Origin of the sequence: Paenibacillus xylanilyticus (genome assembly GCF_047246825.1) — a bacterium.
Lineage (GTDB): Bacteria > Bacillota > Bacilli > Paenibacillales > Paenibacillaceae > Paenibacillus > Paenibacillus xylanilyticus_B.
In genome coordinates this window covers 84752-111532 of record NZ_JBFOLB010000010.1, presented here as the reverse complement: position 1 = coordinate 111532, position 26781 = coordinate 84752, and the positions used below count along the sequence as shown (strand labels likewise).

Genomic DNA, 26781 nt, shown 5'->3' with positions numbered 1-26781 from the left:
GATATTTAAAATATTTAGACAGCATCTAATATATCACATTTATTTTAGGAGATAAACATTATATATTCCCGGTGGCTGGCTTCCGTCTCAGGCACATCTGGAAAACTCAAACCTGCAGGGATTATTGAACATGGCCCGAGCCCGAAACACAAGCAGGCCTTTCGCGGAGTGTGCCAGCAGATCGTTACAGGCGAGGATAAGAATCATGTTTACCTGGAACCGAGGATACAAGCAAGGGTTAAGATGAGGAATTGGACGAAATCGGGTTTATTACGCACTCCGGTGTTTGAACGTTTTATCGTGTAATGAAAAAAAGCTCCCATTAATACTTGAGGAGCTTTTTTTGTTGCTTAATATTCACTTACCTCAAACGTCAGCACTCGGTCATACAGGATATAATCTTTACGGCTCTTGAACGGCCCTTTGTTGTTATCATGCTTATCGATGGCGTATAATGCCTTTCCACCTCCTGCTTGTTTTGCTTCGTACCAATTAATGAAGTCATTTACTTCCTGCAGGCTCAAGTCAAATTCTTTCTCAAGACCGGTGGTCATGGTCACGACGAGAATCGCACGATTTCCAGTAGGTTGTTCAGGATCAGGATCAGATGTCGTTGGTGGGTCTGTGGGTTCGGGTGCATCATTCTGAAATGAATATTTCTCGACTGTCATTAAAGTACTACTTCCATTGTTACCACCAATAATGAAAATCTCTCCATTGACAGTTACCGCGACACTCTGATTTCTTGGGGAAGTTAAATCTGTGAATGATCTAACTTCGTTGGTGTCGAGATTATATACTTCTACTCGTGATTGTGAATTAGTATTATTAAGCCCACCAAGTACATAAATTTCTCCATTATGAACTGTTGATACTGCTGAAGTAGTAGCTGTTTTAAAGCTGTTTCTTTTTATCCATGTGTCATCAGCCACACTATACTCGTATATTGCTCCCGACATCACACTAGCGAAACCGGTTCCTCTCCCATAAGCATACATTTTTCCTTTAACTATGCAGCATTCATCCCATTTACAGCTATTGGGAAATTCCTTAATGTAGTCCACTTTCATTAGTAATATGATAACGTTCTACAGTTGATACAATTATCGAACTATTAACTCCTCCACCAATCACGTAAATCATCATTTAAAACTGTGCCACCCGACCAAGCTCTAGCTATCGACAGGCATGAAACTGTCTCCCAACTATCTGTGAGAGTATTGTATACTTCTACCTTGTTAGTCCTATACTTACTACCATTACTATCGCAATATCCTCCAATTACATAAAATTTCTCACCATATACAGCAGCAGAAATCTAGATGTGAATGATATGATATAGATATCTGCAGTGGTAATGAATCTGAATTATCAGAATTAGTCAGTTCGGATAACCCTGAACAATCTTCAGGCGATCGCGCTATCCTTGTTGTTACTGGCTTGGAGAAAGAATACGACCTTCCAATGAGCGATGTAAATGCATTCCTTAACTGGTACGATGCTCGTGATGCAGGATCAGGACCAGCTAAGTTTGCCATCAACAAGTATAGCAACAACAAAGGTCCATTCAGTAAGCGTACAGATTACGTAATCTTCGATACGATTTTAACGTTCGAAGTAAGTGAATATACGACCAACTAATTACACGGCTCTGTGCTTATTGCACGGGGTCTTTTTTCTAACAGAAATATATGGAAATAACCACATAGGTCTGATAGACTATTCTGGATTAATTATATACTGGGAGAATTAACCATGCTTAAATACCTCAATTTAATTTAGAAATGTTTGTTTTAGGTATAGTCACTTTATTTTTTTTACTATTAGGCTTGTTAGCTTGGATTCTCATGTTCAAAAATATTTACTTGAAAATAACTAAGCGATCATTAAAAATGAAACCTTGTGAAGCATGTGGACATAGCATCTCTTCCACTGCAATTATTTGCCCACACTGCGGAGAGAGTTATCGGTCATCAGCTGCCTATGAATCAATTACTGGCTGCATTATAGCTGGAATAATGTTTTCGGTAATAGGATTGAAATTTATTGAGCTCTTTATTGAGGAGTTTTTAACAAAGTAAGAAGGAACCTAACTATGATAATATTTTGGAGTATTAAAAGAACTATAGCCGCAAGCTTATTAAAACGAATTGAATTAGGTGCATATTTGGAGGAATAGAATGCTTGACTACTTGTTAAAAGTCTTCGGATGGCTAACTGTGGTTGGTGTGATTTTATTGTTTTTTGTTGGAGGAGGAGCACTTTTCTACAGGTCATTTATTAACACTAAGATAAAGATCTTTAAAAAAGGTCATTACTTGAAGTGTAATGAGTGTGGAAATAAAGTCCCGCATGATGCTCGCTGCTGTGAATGGTGTGGTCTACGCTTCAAACGAACAGATCCTTTGTCAAACTCCATATTTTATTGTTTTATTTTTGGTTGCATGATGATCCCTGGTGGATTAGGCATGACACAAGAATTTTACGAAAATATTTTTTTCTTCTTAAATGACTAAAACAATAGGAGTAACCGCTATGGTCGCTCCTATTTTTGTACCCGAAATTCATACTGCTCTCGAAAGTATCTCCCGCCCATGATTTAAATGGACAGAGGACTAGACTCTTCAATTGGTCCCACCGTAATCCATGAGCGTTTCTCGATCATCCTGGACGTGCCATACGGATACGCGGACCTGACTTAAGGCTTCTGTAAGGAAATCCATTTCTGTAGATAGTACTTTGTGTGTACGGTTCATATGATCACCTTACTATATTATATTGGTAAAACAAAAAGTGTACTGCCAGCTTTATGCCTGCAGTGCACTTTTTACCGATGCTTTCGGATTATAGTTATATAAAAACCCAATTCGACATTTTTGTAAATAGTTTCAAATATATATAGAAACATTTTCCTAGTTCTGTTAGACTAAATGTGCTCATTTGAATTTGGAGGATAATATGTTAGATACCTTTCTCAATATTGCTGCATACATAATTATTAGTAGTTTGCTTTTGCTCCTTCTGCATATAGCTTATTTGTACTTTAGAATTTTCCTGGAATGCATCCGTTATAATTTTATGAGGATTTTTTTTCGTTCTAAAACTCAAGAAGAAGAAGACCTTGGTTTTGGGGACTTGATAATGTCTTTTACAGTTTCTTTTCCTTTATTTTTACTTTCTGCAGCAGGTTTCTATATGCTCATAAAAGAAGGGATTTCTATGGAAGAATTATTAAATGCCTTATCCAAAGCTAGGCGTCATTAAACTCATATCTTATCAACTTTGATTAATTTCGTTTTTCCCCTTCAATTTCTAGGAGTCGTTCATCCAACTCTTTTATATCTCCATCCACACCTGCAATCAACTTTAGGAAATTTTTCCTTAGCCGGTTCATCACGAATGCAGCTTCTTCCCTCGTTATCGTTTCCCCTGGACGTTTTCCGTCAAAATACCCATTGGGTGTAACCTCTTCCCATGCCGCCTCTGCCCACTTACTTGGCTTGTTAATGTCTCTTCCCTGTGATACTGGTTTGTCCTCCTTATTAGGCTTCAGCCCATAAAATCCAGCTCAGCCCTTCCCAAATTCAGGTCGATACAATCTAACCACAAAATGCTAGATGTTCTTAGGCTCGTTCATTCTATTCATATATAATAAGCCGCATACTCCAATGAGAGCAGCGGCTTTGCTTATGTACAAGCTTCATTGTTGGTAGTTGAATGTGAATGAAAAAATAAACTGAATCTACATTGACTTTATATTTCAAAAGCCATAAATAGTACTATACGTTACTTGGCGATGTACTGGAGGTTACGCGTTTGTGGAAGACTGATTCAGGGAAGTTAATTAGTCATGTTGAACGACGACCTTCTTAGTTCAATAAAGCTACTGTTCTCCGTTTGTTAGAACACTTACTATTCCTTTAGTCGTTTAAACTTGAAGAGATCAAGTAATGCTTAGAAGAAACGAAGCTTGAATAAACTAAACGACCGTTTCCCGGTAGAATACCGGAAAACGGTCGCAGCTTAAATCTTACCTGTCTACTTGACAGGATTATGAACACAAATACCGTTTTTTCTTTTCAAATTCTCCTCCAGATATCAACTTCCAAAGCTACAGTTTTCTTGCATACATAATTTCGCCATATCCGCCAACAAATATAAATTTCCCGTACATTTTGATGCCGTCCTGCATCCTTTGTATACCGACACTGCTTAAACCTTGATTTTTCGAAGGAACAGCGGTCTCTTTCCACTGCACTCCGTCTTTAGACAGATAGTACGTATTCGAACCGTTGTTCTCCCCATAGCTCGTAGCCATAGCAAAAAAGTTTCCGTCAAAAGAGGTCAGGAAGTCGAATCCGGTAAAATCGCCTTTCGTAAACGTCGTCTTTTTCTTCGTCCAGTTTAACCCATCTTTCGATACCCATGTCTTCAGAGAGTTGCTTTGATCTGCCGCAACATAGGAGCTACCATTCCAGGCCAGATGTGCTTGATCCAAATCTATTGTCTTCACAAACTTCCAATGAACGCCATCCGTGGTCTGCATGAGTTTCGTCGTACCGACGCCGGTATTGAAATTGTGCACGCGGAAGGTGGCGAGCAGCCGATTGCCGTCCCAAATCATCGAGGTCAGCCAATTGTCGCTGACGTTGGGGATCCGGGTCCATTTAAGACCATCTTTAGACGTATAGGTACCATAAGTTTGATCTGAAGCTACAAAAAATTTGCCTGTCCATAAGATCTTTCGCAATTGGCCGTATTCGTCTTTGAAAGGTACACTTGCTTTCTTCCAGGTGTACCCATCCCCCGAATAGTAAATCCCGTTATGGCCTGCAGCGACAAATTTATTCGCACCCCAAACCACATCGTACAAATTCGGTCTACCCAGTTTTTCCCGGTAGGCAAACGGGTTACTGCTACGCCATGTAGTACCGTTATCGGTATATATGACGGTACCGTTCATGCCAACAGCCACGGTTCTTTTCCCGTTTGTGGCAAGACCACTTAGCTCGCCTCCCGTGTGAGAGCCAACTATCCGGTAACTCCACGCAGTACCGTCCTTCGTATATATGGAATATGTGCTGTCGGGTGCGTCCTGTCGATCGTTTGATCCAATCCCGGCAAATCCGTTAGCCACCGGATAGATGATATAGATATTGGTATAAAGATATGAAAGATCAGTTTTCTTCCAATTCACGCCGTCTTTTGAGGTATAAGCGATATTTTTATTGATACCTGATTTTTGATTGGTTGCACCTGTCACAATGTACTTGTTGTGGCCGTATACAATGGTCGATAGTTCTGCGCCGCTTGGGGATTTAGATTGCTTCTTCCATGTGAACCCGTCAGCGGACGTATAAATTCCGTTACCGACCCCAATGTATTGTTTTCCCGTCCAGGCAATGTCCCGAATAGCTGCAGACTCGTTGTATTTTTTGGCGGACCAATTCTGCCCATCCTTCGAAATCAGCACGAATTTATCATCATAGATACTGGTTATAAAGTAAGTCCCATTTACATACTTCAGAGAGTTCGCCCCATACTCGTTATACAATGAACGCGAGGTTGTCCAGTTTTCCCCATCTACCGACGTGAATATATGCTTTTCCCCCAAGGCGACAAAGCCGCCATTCCCCCAAACCAACTGATGGATCGTTTCTCCCGGGTTAAAGTTGATTTTCGTCCACGTTAACCCGTCTGTTGAAATAAATCCTTCGGAAGGTTTCTTGTAAAGAGTAAAGGAATATTCCGTATTGGAACCAAACATCACATATTTGGATCCATCCCAATCAATAGCGGTTAAATGATATCCTCCGAACTTCGATAGAGCTTTCCAAGTGATTCCGTCCTTTGATTTTATCACCGAACCGTAGGCACCTACGGCTATGTATTCGTTCTTTCCCTTAGTCAATGCATATGGTGCGTTAGAACTATAACTTTTGTCGACAGTCCACCCTTCACCAATCGAGATGGGCATTTCCTTTAGTGTAATCGAGTCAATTGTCTTATCTTCGGCGTTCGCATCGACCGAACCTACGGGGTGAACCAAAAATAATAACGACAACGACAAACAAACTACCCATAAAAATGTGCTTTTTCTTCTCATGTTCTCCTCCTGTTGTTAAAAGCCTTGTTGTTGAAATCATTCTTCATCTTACTTTCTTTTCCACAAAATGTAATGGGTCTTTATACCTATAATAATAAAATTCCAACTCTTAGGACCTATTATATTGAGCTGTTATCCTTCCAGGGACCCCCTCCCGGAATCAAAAAGTTCACATATCACTTAAACGCGAAAATCCACAACCTCAGTTGGTTGTGGATTTACAGTATAAAACAGTGAGAGCTAGGAGCTAGTGAACCCCTATCCAACAATAAAGATGGTTCACCCCCTTAGGTTCATTTTGTTATGTAAATTACAATATACTAATTTATATATTTGTCCTTCTGAGAATACGGATATCGTTTACCATCATTAAATTGTCTACTCTCTCCAAAACACCTTTTTCATGGCTACCTTGAAATCTTTGGGGTAGTACTTTACCATTGTTGCGAAGTTGAATGCTATAGATGTTCCTAACAGCAATGTGGCAACACTATTTCCGAAGAAAACAAGATTAAGAACGAGCATCGCTAGTGATCCTACTCCCACAGAGAAAGACAACACAAAATGCTTATCCATAGCAACATTTCCCTCCTTTGAATATGCCGTTTACTACTCTACGAAAATTTATAAGGATATGGCCAACTTTTTATTCGTGAGAACAGAACATTATCTAACTTCTTTAAATCTTACTTATTTTAAATCACGGTCATAGGCTCCAGCAAAAGCAATTCCTACGATTTGTACTTGTTCGCAATCCTTAAATTCCGCTTGAGAGTCAATAAGCCCTGATACGACATGGGCTGCTCTTTCTGTGAGTTCATCCTTACTTAATATCTCATTTGAACCAATACGAACATTTTTGTTTATATAATCATCGTGATCATCCTGGCGAGTATATATGTTCACCACAACATGATACGAGAACCTCTGATTATTACTGAATTTTTTCACGATATCTGTCATTGGGGAATATTTCATTGCTTCCTCCTTAAATTACATGCTCTGTCTGCACTATCCTCTAAATAAAGCGATTTCTCGGGCTTCTGGTTTTGCATCATATTCTTCACACGTAGGTCCTCCATGACGATTACTTGGTTATCGCGAATCATCCGGGTCGACACGTTGTGTAAAAAGTCCTTTCTCTGGTTTGCCATTTTTCTCGTGGTGTCGAGCAACCTTTAGACGTGTTTTGTCCCGATTTCGGCTACCTTTCTGTTTCCTGGACAGTTCTCTTTGTAGCCTAGCTAAACGTTTTTCCGAACGACGAAGGTGTTTAAAATAGGTAATTAAATCACCCGATGGCAAAGTCTTTGAGTCCCAGATCGACGCCGATCTTGTTTTCGCTTCGTGGCAAAGGTTCAATCTCGGTTTCAACCAACAAGGAAGCGAAATATTTCCCTGACGCTGTCTTGAAAATGCCGCTAACATGGCTGAATTAGTAGAATAACTATACGATATTTTAGCAATTTTGTCTTCGTTTGATATCCATACAAATAGCTGGTACGAATAGGATCAGAGTACGATTATACTTAATGAACACGTTATGAATCAGTCCGTATCTTATTTGTGTATTCTCTATCCTCTAAAGAAGGACATATCTGTAATAGGGATAGGAAGGGTTCTCATTTACTGTTTCAATTATAATTCAATTATAATTTCGTGATAATAGGTTTTTCTGCTTTTTTGGATAATCATAAAAAGACATAGATAACACAAAACAGGCCAAACGTGGATATGGACCATAATCGCCCCGGTACTACACTTGTTTCAATATTTACGAGCCTTTGTGTTACCAGTGTAATACGGATATCCTCAAGTAGTACTTTAGAAAAAATGAAAAAATCATCTTCTGCGGATTTGATTCTCACAATGGTGTACATTACATTAGGTATTAATCAACGCTCAAACCTAAGATGTATTCTACCCTGGATTTGGTAGAATTTGTTGTTTCTCTAATTTTGTATTTATCCGTGCGATTAATCAGCAGTTTACAGGTCTCAATGTCTTGCAATAGCTTTTCTATGTCATTGTTGTCTATATGTTCTCCAAATGTCATATTTCTTGTATACCGATCCAGTCTAGCATGTATAAAATCCGCAATCTCTTTATACTTCAAACTCTCTAGAGCAATAGTAATAATATATAAAGTTCTTGTAAACGAACTATCGTTGACTACTCTCCAATCTTCTTCCAACGTTTTGGCTGAAACTTGTGACACATTTAACCCTTCTTGTTCCATATATTCCTTAAAATCTAACGCTATTGATGATTTAATAGATTCATAACTTGTCATGTTCTTTGCATCCTTCTTTATCCCTTATTATTCATTTTCAAATAATATACTAGCGTGGTAAACATGAAAAAGTCGAGATTTACATCTCGACCTTTTCGTGTTGCGCATACATTTAATTATATTTTCATTATTAGATCAATTATAACGGAAGTATTTCTTGCTTCAGTCAGATACTGAACTATTTCCGTTCCACAGAGTATCCTTTATCCTCAAGCAACTTCACAATCCCATGCTCCCCTAAGTAGTGAGCAGCACCTATCACAATAAAGTACTCTTCTTTTTTATCACTCTTCAAATATCCATCGATCTTGTCAGCCATGCCGATGTTTCGGTCGACTAGCATGGCTTTGTTGTACTCTTCGTTATCTGTGTAGTTATTTGTGAATTCTAACAACTGCTCGTCGTTTCCTGTTTTCCACATCTCTGCCAATTGGTTCATACCATCATCCAGTACATCAAAGTTCTCCAGTGTTGCATTCAGATTTTCTTCTTGAAGCTCTTTAGAGAAATTATTGAACATGTTTAGTTGTAACTCGTAAGATTCTAGTTCAATTACTGGAATTTTTCGTTCGATAGCCTTTTGAACAAAATACAGATCCACTCCTGCCGTAGCTTCATATCCAGCAGGCGTCGTCTTGAGGCTGGCGAGGGTATTTTCTACAACCCAAGGCTTGAATTCATCCAGCACATCAGGCTCCAACCCGTTTTTCTTCAAAATCTCCCCTAGCTTGGCATATGTCTCGCTTGAAATATGATCCTTCAGTGTCGATCCATCTTTGTAGGATCCCAGATCCAGGATTAACTGTTGTTGTGCTTCGTCTGTTGCTTTACTAACGTCCAGCTCTACGCCCAAGTAATCCGCTTCAGCAAAAGCTTCTTCAAACTCCTCGCGCAAGGGGTAAAAACTATCGTCAGCAAGATGCATGGATCCAACTAAGTATACGGTGTTTCCGTTGCTCTCCACTTCCCACATAAAGCCGCGGCCACCCGTTTGTGCAGCCGTTTCCGTTCCTTTGGAGACGAGCAGCACGGTACGTGTCTTCGCATCCCAGTTTACTTCGTAACCTGTTGCGTCTCCAATGATACGGATGGGTGCATACGTTACACCGTTAATACGTGTTAGCTTGTTTTTAAGAGTAATCGTTTTTCCATCCACGACGACCGTAATCGTATCATCTATCGCAGTCTTCAGTTTTACGTCCATCGCATCCAGCGTAGAGCGAAGCGGAACCAATGTTGTTCCCTTATTATTAATTGGTGACCCTGCAGTATACTCTACTGCCTGGTCATTGACTTTAATGGATGTCTCTTCTTGAGGTGCAGCCAGGGCCGGCGCTGCTGAAGCTAGCAAACCTACTGAGATGGTGAGAGACAAGAGCATGTGTTTCCAGTTTTTCATATTATGTATTCTCCTTTTATATATAGTTCATAGAATGAACGTACATTAATAATACGCATGCTGACTGGAATAGGTTCCATATTTTCCCTACCAATGATCTTTTTTTAAAAAGTTTTCTTCGGCCATTCCTAACAACTAGTCTCTTGACTGGCTGCCTACGAAGTATGAAAGAGGACGTTGGTTCCCTTCCATCCAGATCTGTTCCATTTGTGGACATCAGGATGGTAAGAGCCACATATCCGGGAGTGGAGCTGCCCCAGCTGCGGTGTCCATCATGACCGGGACGTCAACGCAAGCTTGAATATTTGAGTTGAGGTCCTGCGCCAAATAAGTCTAACTGCCTCCGTACAAGAAACACCGAACTGCAGGAACTGTGGGGGTCGCTTGGCCGATAAATCTAACCGCTGCTTGAATGTATGCCATCCGGGTCAACTATGGGTTCTTCCCGAGAAGCTCCGACTTCTAAAAGTCGGGGTAGTTCACGCACCGAGAAGGAAGTTTTCAAATAGATACAAGATGTGTTATCATTTTCCAATGATATGATATGTAGTGCTCTTGCTGTGATTCATCTAGAAATCGTCACACTCGAATACTATTGTGCGTGACGATAAGTTTGATAAAGATGATCGGTGGGATGTAGGCAACTGACATGTTCATGTCTTTTCTTGAAATAATTTCTGAAACAATTAGTAAGATACTCTTATGGATCATCTGGGGAGGTAGACATATGTGGGAAGATAAAGATCATCAAAGACTCGATAAACTCCGTTTTGATTTTACCATCAATGTAACCGAAGAATATAAAAACGTGTCAAAACATAAGAGAATTCTGGCCCCTGTTGTTCATTGGAATGTGGTTGTTTATGCCAATAATCGAAAGATAAATCAAGACGAAGAAGAAGTTTTTGTGATTGATGAGTTCTTTAATTCACTTGCCAAACAAGGGGAAGTCCCAATGTATACTTGTTCTTGTGGGAACTTCGAGTGTGGTGGGTTTTATATCAATGTCATGTATAAGAAAGATATTGTAATTTGGAAAACAGAGCAAAGGCCTGTTCAAAAGTTTACTTTTTCAAAGATAAATGTATTGCTTTTTGCAGAAAAACTCATGAAAGAGCTTAAAAAGTTGAATAATGTGTTATTGGAAAATGGGTTGACCCCCTATTTTGAGATAGATGAATTTAAAAGTAAAGTTCAAAGTTATGCTACATATAATCATTTATGAGGTTACAGTGATATACAGCAGAAAGTCATGAAAAACGAAAAGAATCCATTTTAGTTCCATCAAAGTGGATTCTTATTTTAACTATTGTCAATTCGCGTTGACTTAACAGAATCCTTCATTTACACATGTGCTTTATAGTTGGGTTATACTGTCAGGAACCTGTGCCCCCACTAACCGACGGCCTAGAATAAAACAGTAAAAATAGTCCAATTCCTAACTTGATGGCTCCATCAAGAAATCCGAAGTAAAGAAAGGGTACATGCTGAAACAACATTCCGCCTATAGCGATTACTGTGCAAACCGTTCCTAGGATAATCATGGACCTCCCGTGAACATAATAAAATATAAAGAAATGAACACCCGTTGCAAGAAATGCCCCAAGCCAGATCATTCGCCAATCCATGCTAGGAAAAAACGGACCTGCGATTAGAAACATAAGAATAAAAAGAGCGATGATCCCAAGATTCCCCACCCGATCTTGAAAAGGTATACTTGGACCCTGAGATAATCTTCGGTGTACATTCGAATTAAAAAAAGAAATGTAGAATCCAACAAAATATCCTGTCATAAAAATAAAAGGATTTAAATAATGTATTCCCCCAAATAGCGTTGATAGAATAATGACGCTTCCGATGATGGTTAACCACAAACCACAAACCCGTTTTTGGTTAAATTGCAATGGAACTTCACGATCATATCCCAGTTTTTGAAGCATACTTACCTCCCATAAAATATAGTGGAGCTATGCGGAGCACATGCTCCATTCAGTTATTCTTCAATTTGGCTAAACTATCCTGCCTGTTAGTGTAACAAAAAGCAGCTGATCACATAGATCAGCTGCTTTTGTTGTATTAGTGAACTGACGTCACCTTATTACTTAACGCATTCTGACCATCAACACTTTTAATATAAATTAGTTGTTGGAGCGCTTGCTTCACATCTCCATCAAACGGACCTCCATGATAGCAAATCAGCTGTTCAATGTCATATTTGAGCAATCGCTGTATGGAGCGGATTGCCTCTTCCAGACCCATTGTATACTGGGGATTAGCGATAGCAAGCTCACCATCCTCAGACGGCATCTGCTGCGACTAATGTTTTGCTGGAAGGGTAATTGGCAGTCCTTTTCAAACTAGCTTACGGTGTCCGCTTTATACTCATCTTCTGCTTTACTGCAGGATTGTATTTGGACCGCTATAAAAAGACACATGCTTCAATGAATGCGCAAAACTTCTATCTTCAATTCTATAACCAGCCTTCTTCTTTTTTTAGCACGCCTCGGTCATCTACTAACCACCCTGTAAAATAAGGAACCTCCTAGTGAAAGGCTCCTTATTGCTTTTTTGAATTGTAAACTCGGAGAGCTTATCGTCGATAGAACGATCGTATGACACACATTAGTTACTCTTACTCATAATGATAATTCGAATTCTCTAGCTTATAGAGGTACGGTGATTACTCTATCCTATGCAGTAAATAATCTTATTTACCGCACGTTCTCTATTAAAACCATCGCAATTCTAACACTTATTTTGGAACTATCCTTCCTGTTCGTTGAACGAAGGCTGAAAATATAGCATGTAACAATGGTGCCACATGCCCATAGAGTATATCTTCTCTTCTCTATCGTCCCCGAACAAGAACCAGGCTAAACTGAGTTTGTCTTACTTACCATCGAAGTCCGAGACTTTCGTTTTTTCTGCAGTCCTCTCCAGGACAGATACGTCCAGATGCGCAGAATGTATTCGACGGGTCCAAACCGGAACTTTTTCAAATAAATTGGACTGAGCCATAACTGCATGCAATATACAGCAAGTGCGATAAGCGCACCGATGAACACACCGGCATGGCCAAACAGTCCAAGGCCATATCCGTAGAAAATCGACGTACAGATTACACTTTGCATTAGATAATTCGTGAGCGAGAGACGGCCAACCGCCTCAAACCTTGCCTTTAAAGCTGCACGACGGTTTCCCGTATACAGAAGTGCAAAGGCGTAAATGTAGCCTAAAGCAAGCAGCATACCTCCGAGTGTTGATCCAATACCGATTCCAGGCCAACTTTCTGCACCTAGCTGCGGAGCTAATACGCCGTATGCTTTAATTAATAGTCCAACCGGAATCAGGAACGCGGTACGGCGATAATATGTACGTCTCATGGCTTGTGGATCGTCAAACGTTCCGATTCTAGCGGAACGCATACCGAGCAGAAACATTGGCAACGTGATAAGCGGGGCTAACACGATAGCGAGCAAGATAAAGTTCGTATCCATATCCCCAAACGGATCGGCATTGTTGCGGAAATCTTTGATCTCCGTATAGTTGCCGTTGCCATATACCTCCTGGCTTTGCACAATGTAATTGATCATCTCAGGAGAAGTGGCAGACAGCGGGTCTGATGGATCCGAAGCTGGGAGACCAAGCAGTCCCGCACCAGTAAGTAAAATGATCGCCCATATCAATAGTGTTTTGGGCTTCCGGTTGAGGAATAATAACAGGAAGAAACCAGTTATGCCATAAAAGGTCAAGATATCCCCTTCCCACAGAAAAGTCGAATGCAGCAACCCAATAATGAATAAAAGCAGAAAACGGCGGGCTAGATGACACTTCGGTCGTAGTTCCCGTGTTTTCAAGCTATCCGATAGTTTAATCATCCCGAATCCGAACATAAATGCGAAGATTGGCATGAAACTGCCCACTACCGTGATATGCAGAAATGAATGAACAGCCAGGTCCGCCCCCTCAATCCCAAACAGGTGCGGTTCGCTCTCGCCGAACAGACCGTATTGGAAAATCAACATATTCGCCAGCACAATGCCCACTAGGCTGAATCCGCGCAGTCCATCGATTAATTGAACGCGCTTTTTGTATGTACTCAATTCAATCACCTCTGTATACAGCATAGCGCACCGTCCTAAATGAACGTTAAAGCCTTCCTTAACGTTTCCTTAACACGGCAATGAAAACAACCTTCTTCCTTTAAGCATCGTTAAGGTTTCTCTGGTACAATGACTAATGCTACATGTAGACAAGGAGGAATTTCCCAATGAATTCAGCAAAAATTCTAATCGTGGACGACGAAAAAGCCATCGTGCAGATGATCGAGTTCGTACTGCGCAAGGAAGGCTTCGAGTATATCTATACAGCAGACAATGCGGAAGAAGGAATGCGACTTCTATTGGAATATGGCGCTGATATTATTTTGCTCGACGTTATGCTACCTGACCGTACTGGGTTTGAGCTTGGACCACAGATTCGGGCACAATCCGATGCACATCTAATTTATTTGACGGCTCGAACGACAGATCTGGATAGACTGACAGGCTTTGCTGTAGGCGGCGACGATTATGTTACCAAGCCGTTCAACCCCCTGGAGATTGCTGCCCGAATTAAAGCGCGCTTAAGGCGAGGAATTGCCGAAACAACACTCCAAACCTTAGCCACGCCTAACCCGGATCCTCGTCAACGATATGATTTCGGGGGATTCGTTCTTGATGAGCGGGCTGGTGAGCTGCTTGTTGGTGACCGAAACATCCCCTGCCCTGCTCAAGCTTACCAACTGCTGCTGTTCCTGTGCCGCAATCCAAACATTGTATTCTCCAAAGCCCAACTGTACGAATCAGTCTGGGGCTTTGACGGACTCGGCGACGATAATACGGTTATGGTCCATGTCCGCAAGTTACGTGAACGCATTGAGCCGGATCCGAGCTCACCACGCTATCTTCTGACCGTTCGGGGTCTCGGATATAAGCTTGTGAAGGGTGAAAACGGATGAAAAAGAAAGCCAAAATGAAACGTAGCCGCATCGCGAGGCGATTGGGATTACATTTTACCGTCCAGTTCTTCACCATCTGGTTGTTGGTGTTAGCCATTGTATTAATTTCTTTATTTACCATTATGTATCACATTGGGAACGAACAGCTGAAGAATGACATACCATCAGAAGTGCTAGATTCGCTGTCGATTGAGACCATGATCGAAGACGACAGCGTGGAGCTTCCTTCTTTCTGGCCGGGTCAGCTTGAACAAAAGGGGTATTGGCTTCAGATTGTCAACGAAAGTGGTCGGGAAGTGTATAATCTGAATGTACCTGAAGGTGTGCCGGAGAAGTACTCTGCTTCTGATCTACTACGTATTAGTGATACAAGAAGGCTGAATGAATACCAGGTCACAACGTTATACGAAGAGATTCTGGGTGACCGAAATCTCTATCTGCTCGGGTGGAAAGATGTGGACAAAACAAGGCTTGTAGAATGGTACCAAGGGTATTCTGAAAACGGAAAGGTACCGGAATCCGCCGCTGGTACAATTGATAATAAAGCGAAATCAATCGGTGTTTCACTTGTTGTTCTGGACGAGAATGGCCGTATTGTACAGAGTTTCGGACTTCCTTCAGAGCACAAGACATACGGGGCACTTGCTCTGATTGAAATGAACCAGCAACCGGCTAAATCGAAGATACAGGTCTCCTATCATTACGATCCTGCTTCCCAATATACCTGGCTGATTGAACGAGCACGAGAGGATGCCGAACCAACAAACCAGCCGATATTACGTACCATGCTCATCGTTTTGGTTATCATCGGCTTAGCGATTTTACTGCTGTCCCTTAGTCTTGCTGTTTGGCACGGCTACCGGTACGGCGGTCCCTTGCTACTGTTCATGAGGGGTTTCGAGCGAATGGGCCGGGGCGAGTACGATCAGGTCTTTACCGAGAAAGAACGTATGAAAATTTATAGCAAAAAGGGCCGCTTTCGCGCCCGCTATAAGTTGTACCATGAGGTAATTGCGGGCTTCTCCGAAATGGCAGATAAATTAGCTCTTGCCCGTAATGAGCGCCTGCGTCTCGAGCAATCTCGCGAAGAATGGATGACCGGCATTTCGCACGATCTGCGTACACCGCTCACTACCGTTCAGGGTTATGGTCATCTTTTAGAGAGTGGACAATTCAGCTGGAGTGAGGATGAACTGAGAGAGGTTGGGAGCACAATCCGCGAAAAGAGTACATATATGTTAGAGTTGTTACAGGACTTTTCGCTTACGTTCGAACTGAAAAATCATACGCCTGGCGAGAAACTGGAGCCGCTGGAACTAAATGAATTCGTTCGCCGTGCCGTTCTTCGCTATGTTAATGATGTGACGTTGCAAAATGTAACTTTTGATTTCGAAGAAAGCCCAACTTCTCTTCGTATTCTAGCGAATCCAAAGTGGTTCCAACGATTGCTCGACAACCTGATTTCCAACGCTGTCAAGCATAACCCTCCAGGTACGGAAATCAGACTGAGCGTTATGCGGGAAGGAAAACTTGCCGTCATTACGGTCCGTGACAATGGTGTAGGTATGGACGCGGAGACACAATCCCGCCTCTTCACTCGTTATTACCGAGGGACCAACACCGACGCGGGAGTTGATGGAGTTGGACTCGGTATGAGCATCGCTTACGCAGTTGTGGCCGCGCTTAATGGCACGATTACGGTGGAGTCCAGTATCAATGAAGGTACAATGATTAACCTGACCTTCCCTATAGAGACGTAGATATGCCATGTTGTTGGAATGAAAAGCTGGGGAAACTTAAGAAGTTATAAAGTATCGCCGGAATGTATAACTGCCTGGAGTAGATACACTGGTGAGTAGGAGGACGTTACCGAGTCCTCCTTTTTATATTCTTGGTTATCTTGATTTGGAGTTTATAAACTATATTTAATGTCTAGGTGGCTGAAACTGAGCTGCGGCATTCTCTTTACGTATTGTACTAAACTAAAGTTTCCCGTTAGTTGAATGAAAATAGTCAGCTTGTTTACTTACCAATGGTATATAACATCAAATATCAGTCGAACACTTTACAAACTCTAGTTCATTTTAGCTTTAATAAGTTCTTTCAGTTCAATAGGATCGTCCGTTTTAATTGCTACATAGTTATATTCTTTTTCAATCCCCATAAAAAGTGTTACTTTTTGAGGAGTCTTCATTTTTAAAATTAAATCTGGACATACCTTTTCAAAATCACGTATTACGAAGTCAATAGTGTCCTTTGAAAGTTTACTTTCTAAAATTGTTGAATCCTCAATCAATAACTCAATATTAGAAAGATCAATTTTTGCACGTTTTGTTAAACCTAATGGCAGATAAAATGAATCATTAGCGAAATGAATTGGATTTAAACGCAACGCTTGTATGTTCGCTAAGAAAAAAATAACCGTGTAAATATTCAACACTAATAGAATAATTGATAAAATTGGAGCTATTTCATGTAGCCAGTAATGTACTCCTAATGTTTCTAATATCATGGCGTGCATCAACATGATTTGGAATGCAATAAAACTCGATTTTTTATACATTGTGATTCCTATTGGCGCAGTATTTTTCCAACTGCTGAATGCATAATAAAGCATAAGCAATTCAGAACAAATTATTTGAATAATTGAATTGTTTCGTACGTAATGCCTCACTGCTTGCGAGAAAGAAAAAACAACAGGGAGATTACTTCTCTTTACATCAGTTAGTATCTTCGGCATATAACGAACAAATGTGATAATTAAAAGAACCTCAAAAAAAATGATACAACCTTCTAAAACAATGCCAATCAAAGTAATCGTTTCATAAGGCTCTAGCAAAGAAATTGGTATAAGAAATCGAATTAAAATACATCCTAATGCTGGTAGGATAATGGCCGATTTAAGCGTGAATTTGTTTCGATATAGCATTAAGAACAAAGGCAATAATATAATTAAATCTAACATTGAGCCTAGAACAATAAAATGGTTTTTTTCGGATAATATCTTTGAACCTATTGTAGTTTGATATAGCATAAAGTTGCCACTAAAAATCAAAACCAGCATCATGAACCACATTGGTTTTGCTTTCTCAATCCAAGTCATTCTGCTCATCTCCAGCTAGCTTTGTCAGTTTTCCAAGTATCCGTGCTAAATGCTGTAAATCTTCTATTGGTAGCATCCCATATAGCTTTTCGTTCATTTCTTTTTCCAGTAACATCAATTGATCGAAATACTTTTCACTTCTCTCAGCTAATTGGAGTTTTATTTTTCTTCGATTTTCTTTGTCTATTGTCCTAATAATATACGCATTAGCTTCGAGCTTGTTTAATAATTGACTGATTGCACTCGTTGATACACTTAAGTTATCTGCCAAAGCTTTTGTTGAATTAACTCCAGATCGAATTAATTCTAATACTAACACTTGTTTGGCCGTTAATTGATTATCAATATGCTTCTCGTATTTACTTGCTAATTGTATATTCAACTGTGTTTGTAAACTATTTATTTTTCCAACAAGATCTAACATGGAACCACCCTTTATTATTAAGATAACTTAATAATAAAGGGTGGTTCCTTAAATTTCAACGCATAAATTTTATGTGCTTCCAAAATTATAGCGTGAATTCTTCAAATCACAGATAGTACTGTGTTTCTGGTTCAACTAACCTGCCCGTTAGCTTAATAAATACATCAATCCAGCAACTGCAAACGAGCAGACACCTGCTAAAGCAGACCATGTAGCAACTTTCTTCTTTTTATGTACAACGGTGAGGACTTTATAGCATAAATGTCATAAATTTAAAGTTCATTCCTTCTTCTGTTTCAACAAATAGGTAGCCCTCCAATCATTTTCTTGAAGTGAAATCTTTGATAGCTCCTACTAGTGCAGCCGGAAGCAAAGTTATAGTGAAAATAGCCGTAAATAAGTTAAGTTCCTTGGTATGGTATGGAGTAAACCATTCTGTAAAAAGCCTTGTATTAGAGAACCTTTCTAACACCACCCCTTCTCTCACTTGAAAGGGTGACCAGGACGAATCGTCAAAAACGACAAAGAGCAACTGTAGAATAATAAATCCGCCAAGGGTGAGCACCCATCCTTTTGAAAGAAACGAGAAACCTTTTTTTTGTGAGTTTTTCATAGTCAAACTCTCCTTTTTTATAGTTACAATTTTAATAAGTTCTTATATTCTATAAAGTCATTCAACTTGTAGCAATGGGTTTACTTGATCTAAGAAAAGATTTATTTTCGGTATGTATTTTGAATAGATTAGGTAACATCAGTATTTAAGTCACCATTCTTAGGCATTGTATCTTCTACTTGACGTCTTTCTTTTTGGAATCAACTCCACCAACTTTTCCTCTAATCGTTTCTCGCCCCACTCTCAAATAAGATCGTAATTTCCTGTTACTCATTAACATATGTCTACAACAAAATTCTCGCGTCTCCCTCGGGTAAGGATACGATAACAACTCTAATATTCTTCCTCAATGCCGATAATGTGTACATAGTGTATATATAGTATATACACACTATGTACACAGGTGTCAAATTCATCTTTTTACTCGTCTCTTTATGTATTCCTTCGCTACTTCGATTAAAAGTGTGATTTTCTTTGTTCAGTTTAAAAATTCCTACGTTTTTTCTAACATGACTGCTTTTTTCCAATGTTTCAGCAGGTTATATTGAACATTTCTACTTAGGTAAGTTAATGAACTCCGTTCACTGTCAGCTGAATGATATATATATAGCCATGTAGTACCATCTATGTGTTGATTCAGAACAGCCATAGCTAACTACTACAGATTTCTTCGCAAAATGGACCGATTCTAGTGTTCTCGTCACTTTCTTCTACATCCAAAACATTACCTTAGATAAAAAAAGGTTATACATTACTCCAATTTGAATTAAAACATAGAATATATCTCATCTGTTGAAAATGTCCGGCAATCTGGAAACATGTAAAAAGTTAGGTTATATTACTTATAGCAGGTTCCTACTATTAGATAAAGGAGAGATAGTTAAAAAATGAATCGTAACAGATGGGGTATTCTCTTGCTGTCTGTATTGCTTGTATTAGCGGGATGTAGCAGTGGAAAGGAAACGGTAAAACAAGAGGAAGTTGAAGTAACGGATGGGGCCCAAGAATCCAGTAAGAATATGAAAGATACTGAGGATAGTAAGGAAGAAGTCTCCTTAGTTATGGAGTCGGATGCCACCGAGCAGGCTGCGGATACCGAGATCGTGGATGGTTCCGCTTCTAATAGCTTAAATCAGCTGGACCCCAATATATCGATTGAGGGTGAAATTATGGTTGAAGATAATAAGATCATCGTGGAGGGTAGCAGTAATTTACCAGCCGAGATCGAAATACGGGGGCAAATCTCAGCAAAGGGTTATACAATGATTGGATATCGAGATCAATCACTGACACAAAATGATGGCAGTTACCGTCTTGAGTTAGAACGTCCGGATATAACTGAAGCACCATTGAATCTTAAAGTGTTTATTAAGCCTGCTGAACTGGAGGAGCCTGTCCAAGACGTACTGGGTGAGTTTGGTGAGAAGATGACGGGCTCATACGTACTTCAGTATCTTTCCAATGATAAGATCGAGTATGAAGCAAGTGCCATAGGCAAGATTAAACCTGGGGAAACTCAAGCTGAACTAAAAGCTCCTACAGGTGAAAAACCGGATGATCAGGGGAACCCAGAGATATGGATTGAACCGACCGTTACTTTTGACGATAAGAACTACTATGTCACGGGCAAAAGTAATCTGGTGGAAGGAACCGAAGTGAATGTAAACATAGACATCCCTGATAAAATTGTCACTGGTTATACGGATCGCTCAAATGTTGGACCTGACGGTACCTTCCAGCTGCAAATCAAGAAGCCGAAAAACGTTGATACCTTGTTCATGTTGTTGCGAGTGAAGCCAGATAAGTATATGTGGCCAACGGTTAAAGAAGCATACGGTGAAAATGGTGAGAAATTCAAAGGTAAACATGTGAAGACGGAGAAAAAATCGGATTCCGTGCCTCAAAAGTACATTGAGGTTAAAGTTAAGGTGAATGGAAACTCATAGTACTTTTATAAATGGATAGATCTTTCCTATTGCTATCCACAATGGTATTATTCTGAACCCAGGCAAGCCTAATTGCAGCCAACTTGCTAAAACATTAGGCAAGAGTTAAAGGAAAATAGCGTTCTTTCAAAAGATCGATAAACAGTCTCATGTAATGAGGCTGTTTTTGTTAGGGTGCCGCTATTTTGAATTCCTTTGCTCAGAATAATCTTGTTAAGTAAGGTGTCTATAAAATAAGGTTTGAGGTATTTCGAATTTGCGAATAGCTAGAGAGATCGGTGCCTTCATTTATCTTCTTATTCAGAATGTTTACTCTCTCCTGATCCATCCTCCAAGGCTTCAGCCGCTCTGTATGAATATTTATTTCGAGTTCGATCGAAATAATTGTTTTCGTTCTTGTTGGAACCACAGCGCTGTTCCGGCAAAAGGCTACAAAACGCGTGCTGGCCATAAGTTACACGTTATCGATTCTTACAGGCAAATCAAGATTAATCGCCGTGTTGTTAACAAAGGAAGTGTGGGAATTAACATGCAGCAACAGCTCTCGCTCTCTACGAGTAATTGTAATACTTGCTTTATCCTAGCCCAGATCACTTTTGAATGGAAGTGTTCTGAAACAGCACGTATAGGAATCAGGCATTCTGTATTTTCAATTTTCCGATTGTCGAGTCTTTTTGAAACGAACCGAAGCTAATCGCTGCATTGTAAATTAATAAAGTACACAATAATTAAAGTGTTAGTGCAAGTGTTGTACTAATACAAAAAGAGTCGCTTTTCTAGCGACACGAATCGAGACTATATTCTTGCCCTATGGACATCCCTGGCTGTTTGACTGCTTAATTTCTGTTGTTATATGCTTTAAGTTGACGGTATCCATATAATTGAACAATTAGCATATAATATATAAACGGATATAATACAAATGACCACCATAGATTCCAGCCATTTGAGTGCCACACTATTCCATACCTAATGGCAAATCCCTCGTATATTGTCGAGAATGTTGAACAAATTATAATGTACATGAGCTTAGACCACCATGTTAGGAAATGTTGGTACCAATTAATTATCAGTATTGTACCGCTGGATAAATTCCAATTATAACCCATAGTGCTAAAAAGTCCACTTTCTCAGCATTGAAGTAACCCCATAAATAGAATCGGAAAGAGGCATGCTTATCCCAGAGTAAATCCATAAATAATGCAAATAACACCGTTGAATAAATTTCATCCAGTGTTAGTCGTTTGCGAATGAATACCGCAGTACTATTAAAAATAACGCATGAAATGATCAGGAACACCTACAATGTTTTAACACGTCCTTCCTTGACCTCCCCATTTATTTCCCCTATGTTACGTAAAAATACTCAGACATAAAAACAACTTATCTACAATCTTCTCTAGAAAGGAAACATGTAGTCTATGGGGGACCCAGCAACTCGGATACGAAACGTACCGGCACAAACGAACTATTCTGCTTCAAAAGTAAAGGCGCATCCAATGAGAAGTGAAAAGCTGCTCTCCTATGATATCAACTACTCGGTCAGCAAATTTAATTTTTAGTGAAATCGTGATTTTATTTGATGTGTGCTGATTGAATTAAATGTTTACACATTTGTTCAATGGACCACTTCTCATCTCATTACTTTGGTTACAAATTCAATATAAAAGATCGCTACTGGAACTATGTTCGGTAGCGATCTTTCATATTGAACTTTAGATTTTATAAGTACTCGACCGTTTTGCCAAGTCCAAATTAAACTGCTCCAAATCCTTGAACTTTCCAACAACCCTTCTTCTTCTAAAAATGATGTATACTTTCGTTTTTCAGAAATAGCTTGTTACGTTTATTACTGCTCATATTTCTAAACTTTAAATTCTTGGACCAGTTTATCTAAGTTTGATGCACTCTCTTTCACCTGATCCGATTGTTGAACTACTTCCATAGATTGTGCGGTAGATGCTACCATATGACTGGCTATCTCCTGACTAGACGCTGCAGATTGTTCACTTGCTGATGCAATTTCATGAATGGATCCCACAAGTGTCTTAATGTTAGCAGTTACTTGTTGCGATGTTGCGTTGAGATCTTTAACTGCATTGGCGTGTTCGAGAGTATCATTGTAATACTGTTCCGCTGTGTTTTCCAATAATTTATAATCTTTTCCTACCTGGTCAAACATAAAGGATAATAATTCTTTTGCGTTGGATGATAGATTGGTTACAGAACTCATGACCTCCTCGGTTACATGTTGTATCTGATCTGCAGCCTGTCTGGAGTCATCCGCCAATTTTCGAATTTCGTTTGCTACAACTGCGAATCCTCTTCCTGCTTCTCCAGCCCGAGCAGCTTCAATGGATGCATTCAGAGCAAGCAGATTAGTTTGTGCTGTAACATCCAAAATAGACTGAGAAAGAATACCAATCTGATCTACAGCAGTTGCCTGTTTCAGTGCTTCAGTCATCTTTTTGCTAGAATTCTCATAAATGTCCATGGCTGCTTGGCTCGACTCACGGGCCTCTTGCTTCAACTTTTCAGCTTTAGTGCTGGTCATATAGGCATATTCCGCTTGTTTAAGCGTTTGTGTCGTAATATATTCAGCGCCCTGCTGCATCTCATTAGCCGACTGGTTCATATTTTCAGTGTGGGCTGATGCCTCCTCCATCGCTGCTGAGAGTTCTTCAACTGTTGCAGATACTTCCCGAATCCGTTCATTCAGACCTGCCATGTTTCGATTCGTAAGATCACTGATCTGGTTGATGTGGCGAGATTCATGAATCACACCATTGATCACATTTGAAGTCGAATTGGTCATTTTGCGGATCGCACGTGCGATAACACTGATCTCGTTGTTCCCCTGTGTTAAAGATGGGTCTATGGATGCCGTTAAATCACCTTGCGTTACCTCTTCACAATAAAGAGTTATCGCTTTCATTCTTTGATGAATGCTACGAATCATTACATAGGATAAACTAATAAGAGCAACGAGTGATAGTAAGAGAACCGTCCCCAATATCATTACTCGTTGTTGAATCACTTCATGAGTATTAGCATACAGATTTGCTGACTGTTCTTCATTGTAATCACTCAACAGGGTCACAGTCTCAACAATGGCTGTACTGCTAGTGTTAATTCTCCCTCTTTCTTCGCTGTCATAGGTTCCCGTGATCTTTTTGACATCCATGATCTGTTCAATATCTTGAAAATATGTATCCATCTTTGCTGCCAAATCTGTGAATATCTCTTTTTCTTTTGTATCCAGTGCTCTGGCGGAAAACTCATTCAGGCCATCTGTAACACTCTTTTTGCCTTTTTGAACCTGCTCATACTGCTTTTCCGTAAACTCTGCATTATCAAGAACCTTGGTGTAATTAGCTCGCATGTTATAGAAATTACTTTTTAATTCAAGGATATTGGTTTGGTGCTGAAAACGGTCATTATAGAGAATCCCCTGTCCCTTTTTAGCTTCGTTCATACTGAACATTCCTATGAGAAAGACTGTGACAAGGCCTATTAGACTGATGGTAATCATGATGACCATTGTGGTTGTCATTTTCAGATTTTTTAATATGTTTCCTTTCCGCTGTTTTTGATTCGACTCCTCTAACATTTCTATTCCCCCGTTTTTCATGTTAACTGATCCATCCTGGTTCTTATGGATGTGTTAATCTATATATCGTACTTGGCTACACTATTTATTAGTTTTTGGCTATGTTAGTCCTTAATGTTGATATTTGATTAAACGAACATTCATTCTAAAATTAGATTAAAATTATTGTTCCGGAGATGATTTAACCATGAGTTTGGAGGAATTGAAACGGTTTACGGATAGCCTGGTGATAACGGAATACGGGAGCGTATCTACCTTTTGCGATCTCGAACAAAGGGAATTTCGGCTCCATGACGAGCAATAGATAAAATTCTAGGGCAGAAGCATAAAGACGGTCTTGTTTGTCCGTATTGCGAAAGATATTCTGTTGTTTGGATCGGTAAATACGTTGTAACAACCCGTACTGAGGGAGGTGAAACGTCAATGTTCCCGTTGTAAGCCCTGCCGTCACACGTTTAACGACCTTACGAACATACCTATCCAACGCACACACAGACTACATATTTGGGCTCGATTCATTGATTGAAGGCTTTTCCCTACGTAAGTGTGCTGAAATACTGCATAAAGAATTACACATGTGACCTTGTTTTCCTGGGGAAATAAAATCCTCGCCGCTTTGAAGCAAATTCCAACCAAAATCTTTCCAAGGCATCGTTGAGTGACTGGTTCAACGATCTTTACAGTTGATCCGGCACAAAGAGAAGCGATAAAAAACCGCATGTTTTGTAGTTTAGTTCGTTACTATCATTCAGAGTCCTAACCTTTTTAAAGACATTCAGGCACCCTCATGTGATAATCCGCTCTACTTTGATTAAAAACTATCCTGCTCCGCTTTTGGAATTGAAGAAACCGAAGCAGGATGAGAGATGCTTTACGTGGCGTCCATCGGATAGAAAGGGAAAGATCTATTCCATCATCCTCGTCTAGAAAAGAGAAAAGCAGACTAAAGATCCACTTTCTTTTGTTTACGTCTGATACTGTAGTATCGCATTCCTGCAGGCACCCCTTTAATTTCAAGAACTCCATCATAGATGAGATCTCTTAGGCGGTATTCAAAATAAGAATCTCCGATATACTGCTCACAATAACCGAGCACCTCTCCAATTAGGCGAGCTGATTTTAAGAAACCCTTATCGCCTGCGGGAGGCCTAAGATCGTCCAGTTTTTCTAGCAAGTATTGATCGTAATAATCTGCTGGAACTTCAAGCACAGCGTTGTCACTCCAGATACGTAAACTTTCTGACTGTTCCGTGATATCTTTCCATTCTCGTTCCAACTGTTGAATTTCAGCAGAATTCAATGTTCTCTTACTATCCAGTCGGGTGACAGCTTCCCGCAGTTTTTGAGAAGCAAGCTCTCCTGAGTGCCTATAGGTAATGAAAGCATCAGGCCGGTTGTAAAGCTCTTCACAGATTGCACAAGCATCATGGACAGAAATAGCATTAGGTTTGCCACGAAGTAAGTGAACCGCATGTCGCATCCCTACCTGCTCGCATGCATTGTTACTCGTCCAAATAATGATCTCTGCATCTTTCGGAATGAGATCTAATTTACCTAAAAGCTGATTATACTCATTTTCGAATCCATCGTAGTCTTCAAATCCTCCGATGATGTTGTTACGGAACCAATTGCTACGCTCCATACGTCCTTCCGATGAGTCCAGACTAAGCGGTCCAATCGCGTAATTCTCCCGTAGCGATATAAGCTTGTGCGTTTCTTCGACACCGAGTTCTCTAAGAGCCTGTTTCATGCTGCCCGCAAAGGAATCCCCGATCACGATATGGACATGAGTACAAGTCGGTACAGGCGACCAGAAGGCCGTTTTCTCCTGAAGGTCCATCAACTCGTCATACAGCTCAATCAGTTCCTGGACAACCGTTCCACTCGCTCCCTCGTTCTCCTTCAATAACTTGATTTTAGCCAGAATAAAATGAAGATAGGGCTTTAATTCTCCTACTTCTAAGTTCTCGGTTGCACTTTTAATGGCTAGAAAATCACTCATATTCAAATCAACTTCCCTCCTCTTCATATATACCGTTTACGTCGTTCCCGTCTACAAGTGGCAATTAGCTTACATCACGGAACTATGCTCTTATACTATTCTCATGGTACAAACGTCCTTGTAACACATATGGTTTGGTGCATTACGTTCCGATTTTGTTCTAATATGAGGATGACCGGGTTTCTCATCTTTTCTATACATATCTGTCTCATCTCTTTCAATACTTAAAGACTCCATTATCTAATTCAGACAGAAATTACGATTGTTTGATAAACTTGAGCCATTC

The 26781-nt window shown here is 40.0% G+C and carries 24 protein-coding genes and 6 pseudogenes; 11 read left to right on the top strand and 19 right to left on the bottom strand.

What is annotated here, in order from left to right; genetic code table 11:
• Window positions 1-350 precede the first annotated feature (350 nt).
• From AB3N00_RS29190 to AB3N00_RS29175, 4 genes and pseudogenes are all read right to left on the bottom strand, one after another.
• Window positions 351-755, bottom strand: a pseudogene (locus tag AB3N00_RS29190) (Kelch repeat-containing protein); the annotation flags it as partial.
• Window positions 756-959: pseudogene (locus tag AB3N00_RS29185) on the bottom strand (kelch repeat-containing protein); the annotation flags it as partial.
• Window positions 960-1050: 91 nt separating this feature from the next.
• A complete protein-coding gene (locus AB3N00_RS29180; protein WP_413037637.1) occupies window positions 1051-1143 on the bottom strand; it encodes a hypothetical protein in 93 nt (30 codons plus the stop codon).
• The gene (locus tag AB3N00_RS29175; protein WP_110758138.1) at window positions 1115-1318 is read right to left on the bottom strand and encodes a kelch repeat-containing protein; all 204 of its coding nucleotides are present in this window, start codon (window positions 1316-1318) and stop codon (window positions 1115-1117) included. Before AB3N00_RS29175 ends, AB3N00_RS29180 begins: the two co-directional genes overlap by 29 nt.
• Window positions 1319-1389: 71 nt before the next feature.
• Here AB3N00_RS29175 and AB3N00_RS29170 point away from each other — a divergent pair.
• The 4 genes and pseudogenes from AB3N00_RS29170 to AB3N00_RS29155 form a co-directional block, all read left to right on the top strand.
• Window positions 1390-1641, top strand: a pseudogene (locus AB3N00_RS29170) (ran-binding protein 10); the annotation flags it as partial.
• Window positions 1642-1784: 143 nt separating this feature from the next.
• The gene (locus tag AB3N00_RS29165; RefSeq protein ID WP_413037632.1) at window positions 1785-2081 is read left to right on the top strand and encodes a zinc ribbon domain-containing protein; all 297 of its coding nucleotides are present in this window, start codon (window positions 1785-1787) and stop codon (window positions 2079-2081) included.
• Between the two features lie 99 nt (window positions 2082-2180).
• The gene (locus AB3N00_RS29160; protein WP_110757933.1) at window positions 2181-2516 is read left to right on the top strand and encodes a hypothetical protein; all 336 of its coding nucleotides are present in this window, start codon (window positions 2181-2183) and stop codon (window positions 2514-2516) included.
• 442 nt (window positions 2517-2958) lie between these two features.
• Window positions 2959-3264: a hypothetical protein gene (locus AB3N00_RS29155; protein ID WP_110757935.1), complete on the top strand. Its 306-nt coding sequence runs from the start codon at window positions 2959-2961 to the stop codon at window positions 3262-3264.
• An 847-nt stretch (window positions 3265-4111) separates the two neighbouring features.
• Here the strand turns inward: AB3N00_RS29155 and AB3N00_RS29150 are convergent.
• From AB3N00_RS29150 to AB3N00_RS29130, 5 genes are all read right to left on the bottom strand, one after another.
• Window positions 4112-6106 (bottom strand): WD40/YVTN/BNR-like repeat-containing protein, encoded by a 1995-nt coding sequence (locus tag AB3N00_RS29150; protein WP_413037631.1) that lies wholly within the window; start codon window positions 6104-6106, stop codon window positions 4112-4114.
• Between the two features lie 378 nt (window positions 6107-6484).
• Window positions 6485-6682, bottom strand: coding sequence for a hypothetical protein (locus AB3N00_RS29145; RefSeq protein WP_413037630.1), 198 nt, complete (start codon window positions 6680-6682; stop codon window positions 6485-6487).
• A 114-nt stretch (window positions 6683-6796) separates the two neighbouring features.
• Window positions 6797-7084 (bottom strand): hypothetical protein, encoded by a 288-nt coding sequence (locus AB3N00_RS29140; protein ID WP_413037629.1) that lies wholly within the window; start codon window positions 7082-7084, stop codon window positions 6797-6799.
• The gene (locus AB3N00_RS29135) at window positions 7081-7260 is read right to left on the bottom strand and encodes an IS200/IS605 family element transposase accessory protein TnpB (protein ID WP_110757946.1); all 180 of its coding nucleotides are present in this window, start codon (window positions 7258-7260) and stop codon (window positions 7081-7083) included. The genes AB3N00_RS29140 and AB3N00_RS29135 overlap by 4 nt, the downstream gene beginning before the upstream one ends.
• Window positions 7202-7411 carry a transposase gene (locus AB3N00_RS29130; protein ID WP_413037628.1) on the bottom strand — a complete coding sequence of 70 codons (210 nt, stop codon included), beginning with the start codon at window positions 7409-7411 and terminating at the stop codon, window positions 7202-7204. The genes AB3N00_RS29135 and AB3N00_RS29130 overlap by 59 nt, the downstream gene beginning before the upstream one ends.
• On the opposite strand from AB3N00_RS29130, the gene AB3N00_RS29125 reads away from it, so the two are divergent.
• Window positions 7405-7545, top strand: a complete 141-nt coding sequence (locus AB3N00_RS29125) for a hypothetical protein (protein ID WP_413037627.1) — start codon at window positions 7405-7407, stop codon at window positions 7543-7545. The two genes, AB3N00_RS29130 and AB3N00_RS29125, sit on opposite strands and share 7 nt — an antisense overlap.
• 452 nt (window positions 7546-7997) lie before the next feature.
• On the opposite strand, the gene AB3N00_RS29120 is transcribed toward AB3N00_RS29125, so the two are convergent.
• A complete protein-coding gene (locus AB3N00_RS29120; protein ID WP_413037626.1) occupies window positions 7998-8399 on the bottom strand; it encodes a hypothetical protein in 402 nt (133 codons plus the stop codon).
• A gap of 178 nt (window positions 8400-8577) precedes the next feature.
• A complete protein-coding gene (locus AB3N00_RS29115; protein WP_413037625.1) occupies window positions 8578-9798 on the bottom strand; it encodes a TraB/GumN family protein in 1221 nt (406 codons plus the stop codon).
• Between the two features lie 181 nt (window positions 9799-9979).
• Between AB3N00_RS29115 and AB3N00_RS29110 the strand changes: the two are divergent.
• Window positions 9980-10107: pseudogene (locus tag AB3N00_RS29110) on the top strand (zinc ribbon domain-containing protein); the annotation flags it as partial.
• A gap of 418 nt (window positions 10108-10525) precedes the next feature.
• Window positions 10526-11023, top strand: coding sequence for a hypothetical protein (locus AB3N00_RS29105; RefSeq protein ID WP_110757955.1), 498 nt, complete (start codon window positions 10526-10528; stop codon window positions 11021-11023).
• A 151-nt stretch (window positions 11024-11174) separates the two neighbouring features.
• Here the strand turns inward: AB3N00_RS29105 and AB3N00_RS29100 are convergent, their stop codons facing one another.
• The 3 genes and pseudogenes from AB3N00_RS29100 to AB3N00_RS29090 form a co-directional block, all read right to left on the bottom strand.
• Window positions 11175-11738, bottom strand: coding sequence for a DUF6609 family protein (locus tag AB3N00_RS29100; protein WP_413037624.1), 564 nt, complete (start codon window positions 11736-11738; stop codon window positions 11175-11177).
• A 136-nt stretch (window positions 11739-11874) separates the two neighbouring features.
• Window positions 11875-12130, bottom strand: a pseudogene (locus AB3N00_RS29095) (hypothetical protein); the annotation flags it as partial.
• A gap of 541 nt (window positions 12131-12671) precedes the next feature.
• Window positions 12672-13925, bottom strand: coding sequence for a DUF418 domain-containing protein (locus AB3N00_RS29090; RefSeq protein WP_413037623.1), 1254 nt, complete (start codon window positions 13923-13925; stop codon window positions 12672-12674).
• Between the two features lie 143 nt (window positions 13926-14068).
• Between AB3N00_RS29090 and AB3N00_RS29085 the strand changes: the two genes are divergently transcribed.
• Window positions 14069-14797, top strand: a complete 729-nt coding sequence (locus AB3N00_RS29085; protein WP_413037622.1) for a response regulator transcription factor — start codon at window positions 14069-14071, stop codon at window positions 14795-14797.
• Complete coding sequence (locus AB3N00_RS29080; protein ID WP_413037621.1) at window positions 14794-16557, top strand: sensor histidine kinase; 1764 nt, start codon at window positions 14794-14796, stop codon at window positions 16555-16557. Before AB3N00_RS29085 ends, AB3N00_RS29080 begins: the two co-directional genes overlap by 4 nt.
• A gap of 314 nt (window positions 16558-16871) precedes the next feature.
• On the opposite strand, the gene AB3N00_RS29075 is transcribed toward AB3N00_RS29080, so the two are convergent.
• The 3 genes from AB3N00_RS29075 to AB3N00_RS29065 form a co-directional block, all read right to left on the bottom strand.
• Window positions 16872-17900 carry a beta-carotene 15,15'-monooxygenase gene (locus AB3N00_RS29075; protein WP_413037620.1) on the bottom strand — a complete coding sequence of 343 codons (1029 nt, stop codon included), beginning with the start codon at window positions 17898-17900 and terminating at the stop codon, window positions 16872-16874.
• A complete protein-coding gene (locus AB3N00_RS29070) occupies window positions 17887-18324 on the bottom strand; it encodes a MarR family winged helix-turn-helix transcriptional regulator (protein WP_413037619.1) in 438 nt (145 codons plus the stop codon). The genes AB3N00_RS29075 and AB3N00_RS29070 overlap by 14 nt, the downstream gene beginning before the upstream one ends.
• A gap of 319 nt (window positions 18325-18643) precedes the next feature.
• Window positions 18644-18937: a YfzA family protein gene (locus AB3N00_RS29065; protein WP_413037618.1), complete on the bottom strand. Its 294-nt coding sequence runs from the start codon at window positions 18935-18937 to the stop codon at window positions 18644-18646.
• An 887-nt stretch (window positions 18938-19824) separates the two neighbouring features.
• Here AB3N00_RS29065 and AB3N00_RS29060 point away from each other — a divergent pair.
• A complete protein-coding gene (locus AB3N00_RS29060) occupies window positions 19825-20883 on the top strand; it encodes a hypothetical protein (RefSeq protein WP_413037617.1) in 1059 nt (352 codons plus the stop codon).
• A gap of 1864 nt (window positions 20884-22747) precedes the next feature.
• Here the strand turns inward: AB3N00_RS29060 and AB3N00_RS29055 are convergent.
• Window positions 22748-24493: a methyl-accepting chemotaxis protein gene (locus AB3N00_RS29055; protein WP_413037636.1), complete on the bottom strand. Its 1746-nt coding sequence runs from the start codon at window positions 24491-24493 to the stop codon at window positions 22748-22750.
• Between the two features lie 187 nt (window positions 24494-24680).
• On the opposite strand from AB3N00_RS29055, the pseudogene AB3N00_RS29050 reads away from it, so the two are divergent.
• Window positions 24681-25152 (top strand): annotated as a pseudogene (locus tag AB3N00_RS29050) (transposase); the annotation flags it as partial.
• 284 nt (window positions 25153-25436) lie between these two features.
• Here the strand turns inward: AB3N00_RS29050 and AB3N00_RS29045 are convergent.
• Window positions 25437-26495 (bottom strand): DUF1835 domain-containing protein, encoded by a 1059-nt coding sequence (locus AB3N00_RS29045; protein ID WP_413037635.1) that lies wholly within the window; start codon window positions 26493-26495, stop codon window positions 25437-25439.
• Window positions 26496-26781 lie beyond the last annotated feature (286 nt).

Bases quoted from the DNA above. Each gene is read 5' to 3' on its own strand.
- AB3N00_RS29180 (WP_413037637.1), bottom strand. From the start codon at position 1,143: ATGATTTACGTGATTGGTGGAGGAGTTAATAGTTCGATAATTGTATCA.
- AB3N00_RS29165 (WP_413037632.1), top strand. From the start codon at position 1,785: ATGTTTGTTTTAGGTATAGTCACTTTATTTTTTTTACTATTAGGCTTG.
- AB3N00_RS29160 (WP_110757933.1), top strand. From the start codon at position 2,181: ATGCTTGACTACTTGTTAAAAGTCTTCGGATGGCTAACTGTGGTTGGT.
- AB3N00_RS29155 (WP_110757935.1), top strand. From the start codon at position 2,959: ATGTTAGATACCTTTCTCAATATTGCTGCATACATAATTATTAGTAGT.
- AB3N00_RS29150 (WP_413037631.1), bottom strand. From the start codon at position 6,106: ATGAGAAGAAAAAGCACATTTTTATGGGTAGTTTGTTTGTCGTTGTCG.
- AB3N00_RS29145 (WP_413037630.1), bottom strand. From the start codon at position 6,682: ATGGATAAGCATTTTGTGTTGTCTTTCTCTGTGGGAGTAGGATCACTA.
- AB3N00_RS29140 (WP_413037629.1), bottom strand. From the start codon at position 7,084: ATGAAATATTCCCCAATGACAGATATCGTGAAAAAATTCAGTAATAAT.
- AB3N00_RS29135 (WP_110757946.1), bottom strand. From the start codon at position 7,260: ATGGCAAACCAGAGAAAGGACTTTTTACACAACGTGTCGACCCGGATG.
- AB3N00_RS29125 (WP_413037627.1), top strand. From the start codon at position 7,405: ATGGCAAAGTCTTTGAGTCCCAGATCGACGCCGATCTTGTTTTCGCTT.
- AB3N00_RS29120 (WP_413037626.1), bottom strand. From the start codon at position 8,399: ATGACAAGTTATGAATCTATTAAATCATCAATAGCGTTAGATTTTAAG.
- AB3N00_RS29115 (WP_413037625.1), bottom strand. From the start codon at position 9,798: ATGAAAAACTGGAAACACATGCTCTTGTCTCTCACCATCTCAGTAGGT.
- AB3N00_RS29105 (WP_110757955.1), top strand. From the start codon at position 10,526: ATGTGGGAAGATAAAGATCATCAAAGACTCGATAAACTCCGTTTTGAT.
- AB3N00_RS29100 (WP_413037624.1), bottom strand. From the start codon at position 11,738: ATGCTTCAAAAACTGGGATATGATCGTGAAGTTCCATTGCAATTTAAC.
- AB3N00_RS29090 (WP_413037623.1), bottom strand. From the start codon at position 13,925: ATGCTGTATACAGAGGTGATTGAATTGAGTACATACAAAAAGCGCGTT.
- AB3N00_RS29085 (WP_413037622.1), top strand. From the start codon at position 14,069: ATGAATTCAGCAAAAATTCTAATCGTGGACGACGAAAAAGCCATCGTG.
- AB3N00_RS29080 (WP_413037621.1), top strand. From the start codon at position 14,794: ATGAAAAAGAAAGCCAAAATGAAACGTAGCCGCATCGCGAGGCGATTG.
- AB3N00_RS29075 (WP_413037620.1), bottom strand. From the start codon at position 17,900: ATGACTTGGATTGAGAAAGCAAAACCAATGTGGTTCATGATGCTGGTT.
- AB3N00_RS29070 (WP_413037619.1), bottom strand. From the start codon at position 18,324: ATGTTAGATCTTGTTGGAAAAATAAATAGTTTACAAACACAGTTGAAT.
- AB3N00_RS29065 (WP_413037618.1), bottom strand. From the start codon at position 18,937: ATGAAAAACTCACAAAAAAAAGGTTTCTCGTTTCTTTCAAAAGGATGG.
- AB3N00_RS29060 (WP_413037617.1), top strand. From the start codon at position 19,825: ATGAATCGTAACAGATGGGGTATTCTCTTGCTGTCTGTATTGCTTGTA.
- AB3N00_RS29055 (WP_413037636.1), bottom strand. From the start codon at position 24,493: ATGTTAGAGGAGTCGAATCAAAAACAGCGGAAAGGAAACATATTAAAA.
- AB3N00_RS29045 (WP_413037635.1), bottom strand. From the start codon at position 26,495: ATGAGTGATTTTCTAGCCATTAAAAGTGCAACCGAGAACTTAGAAGTA.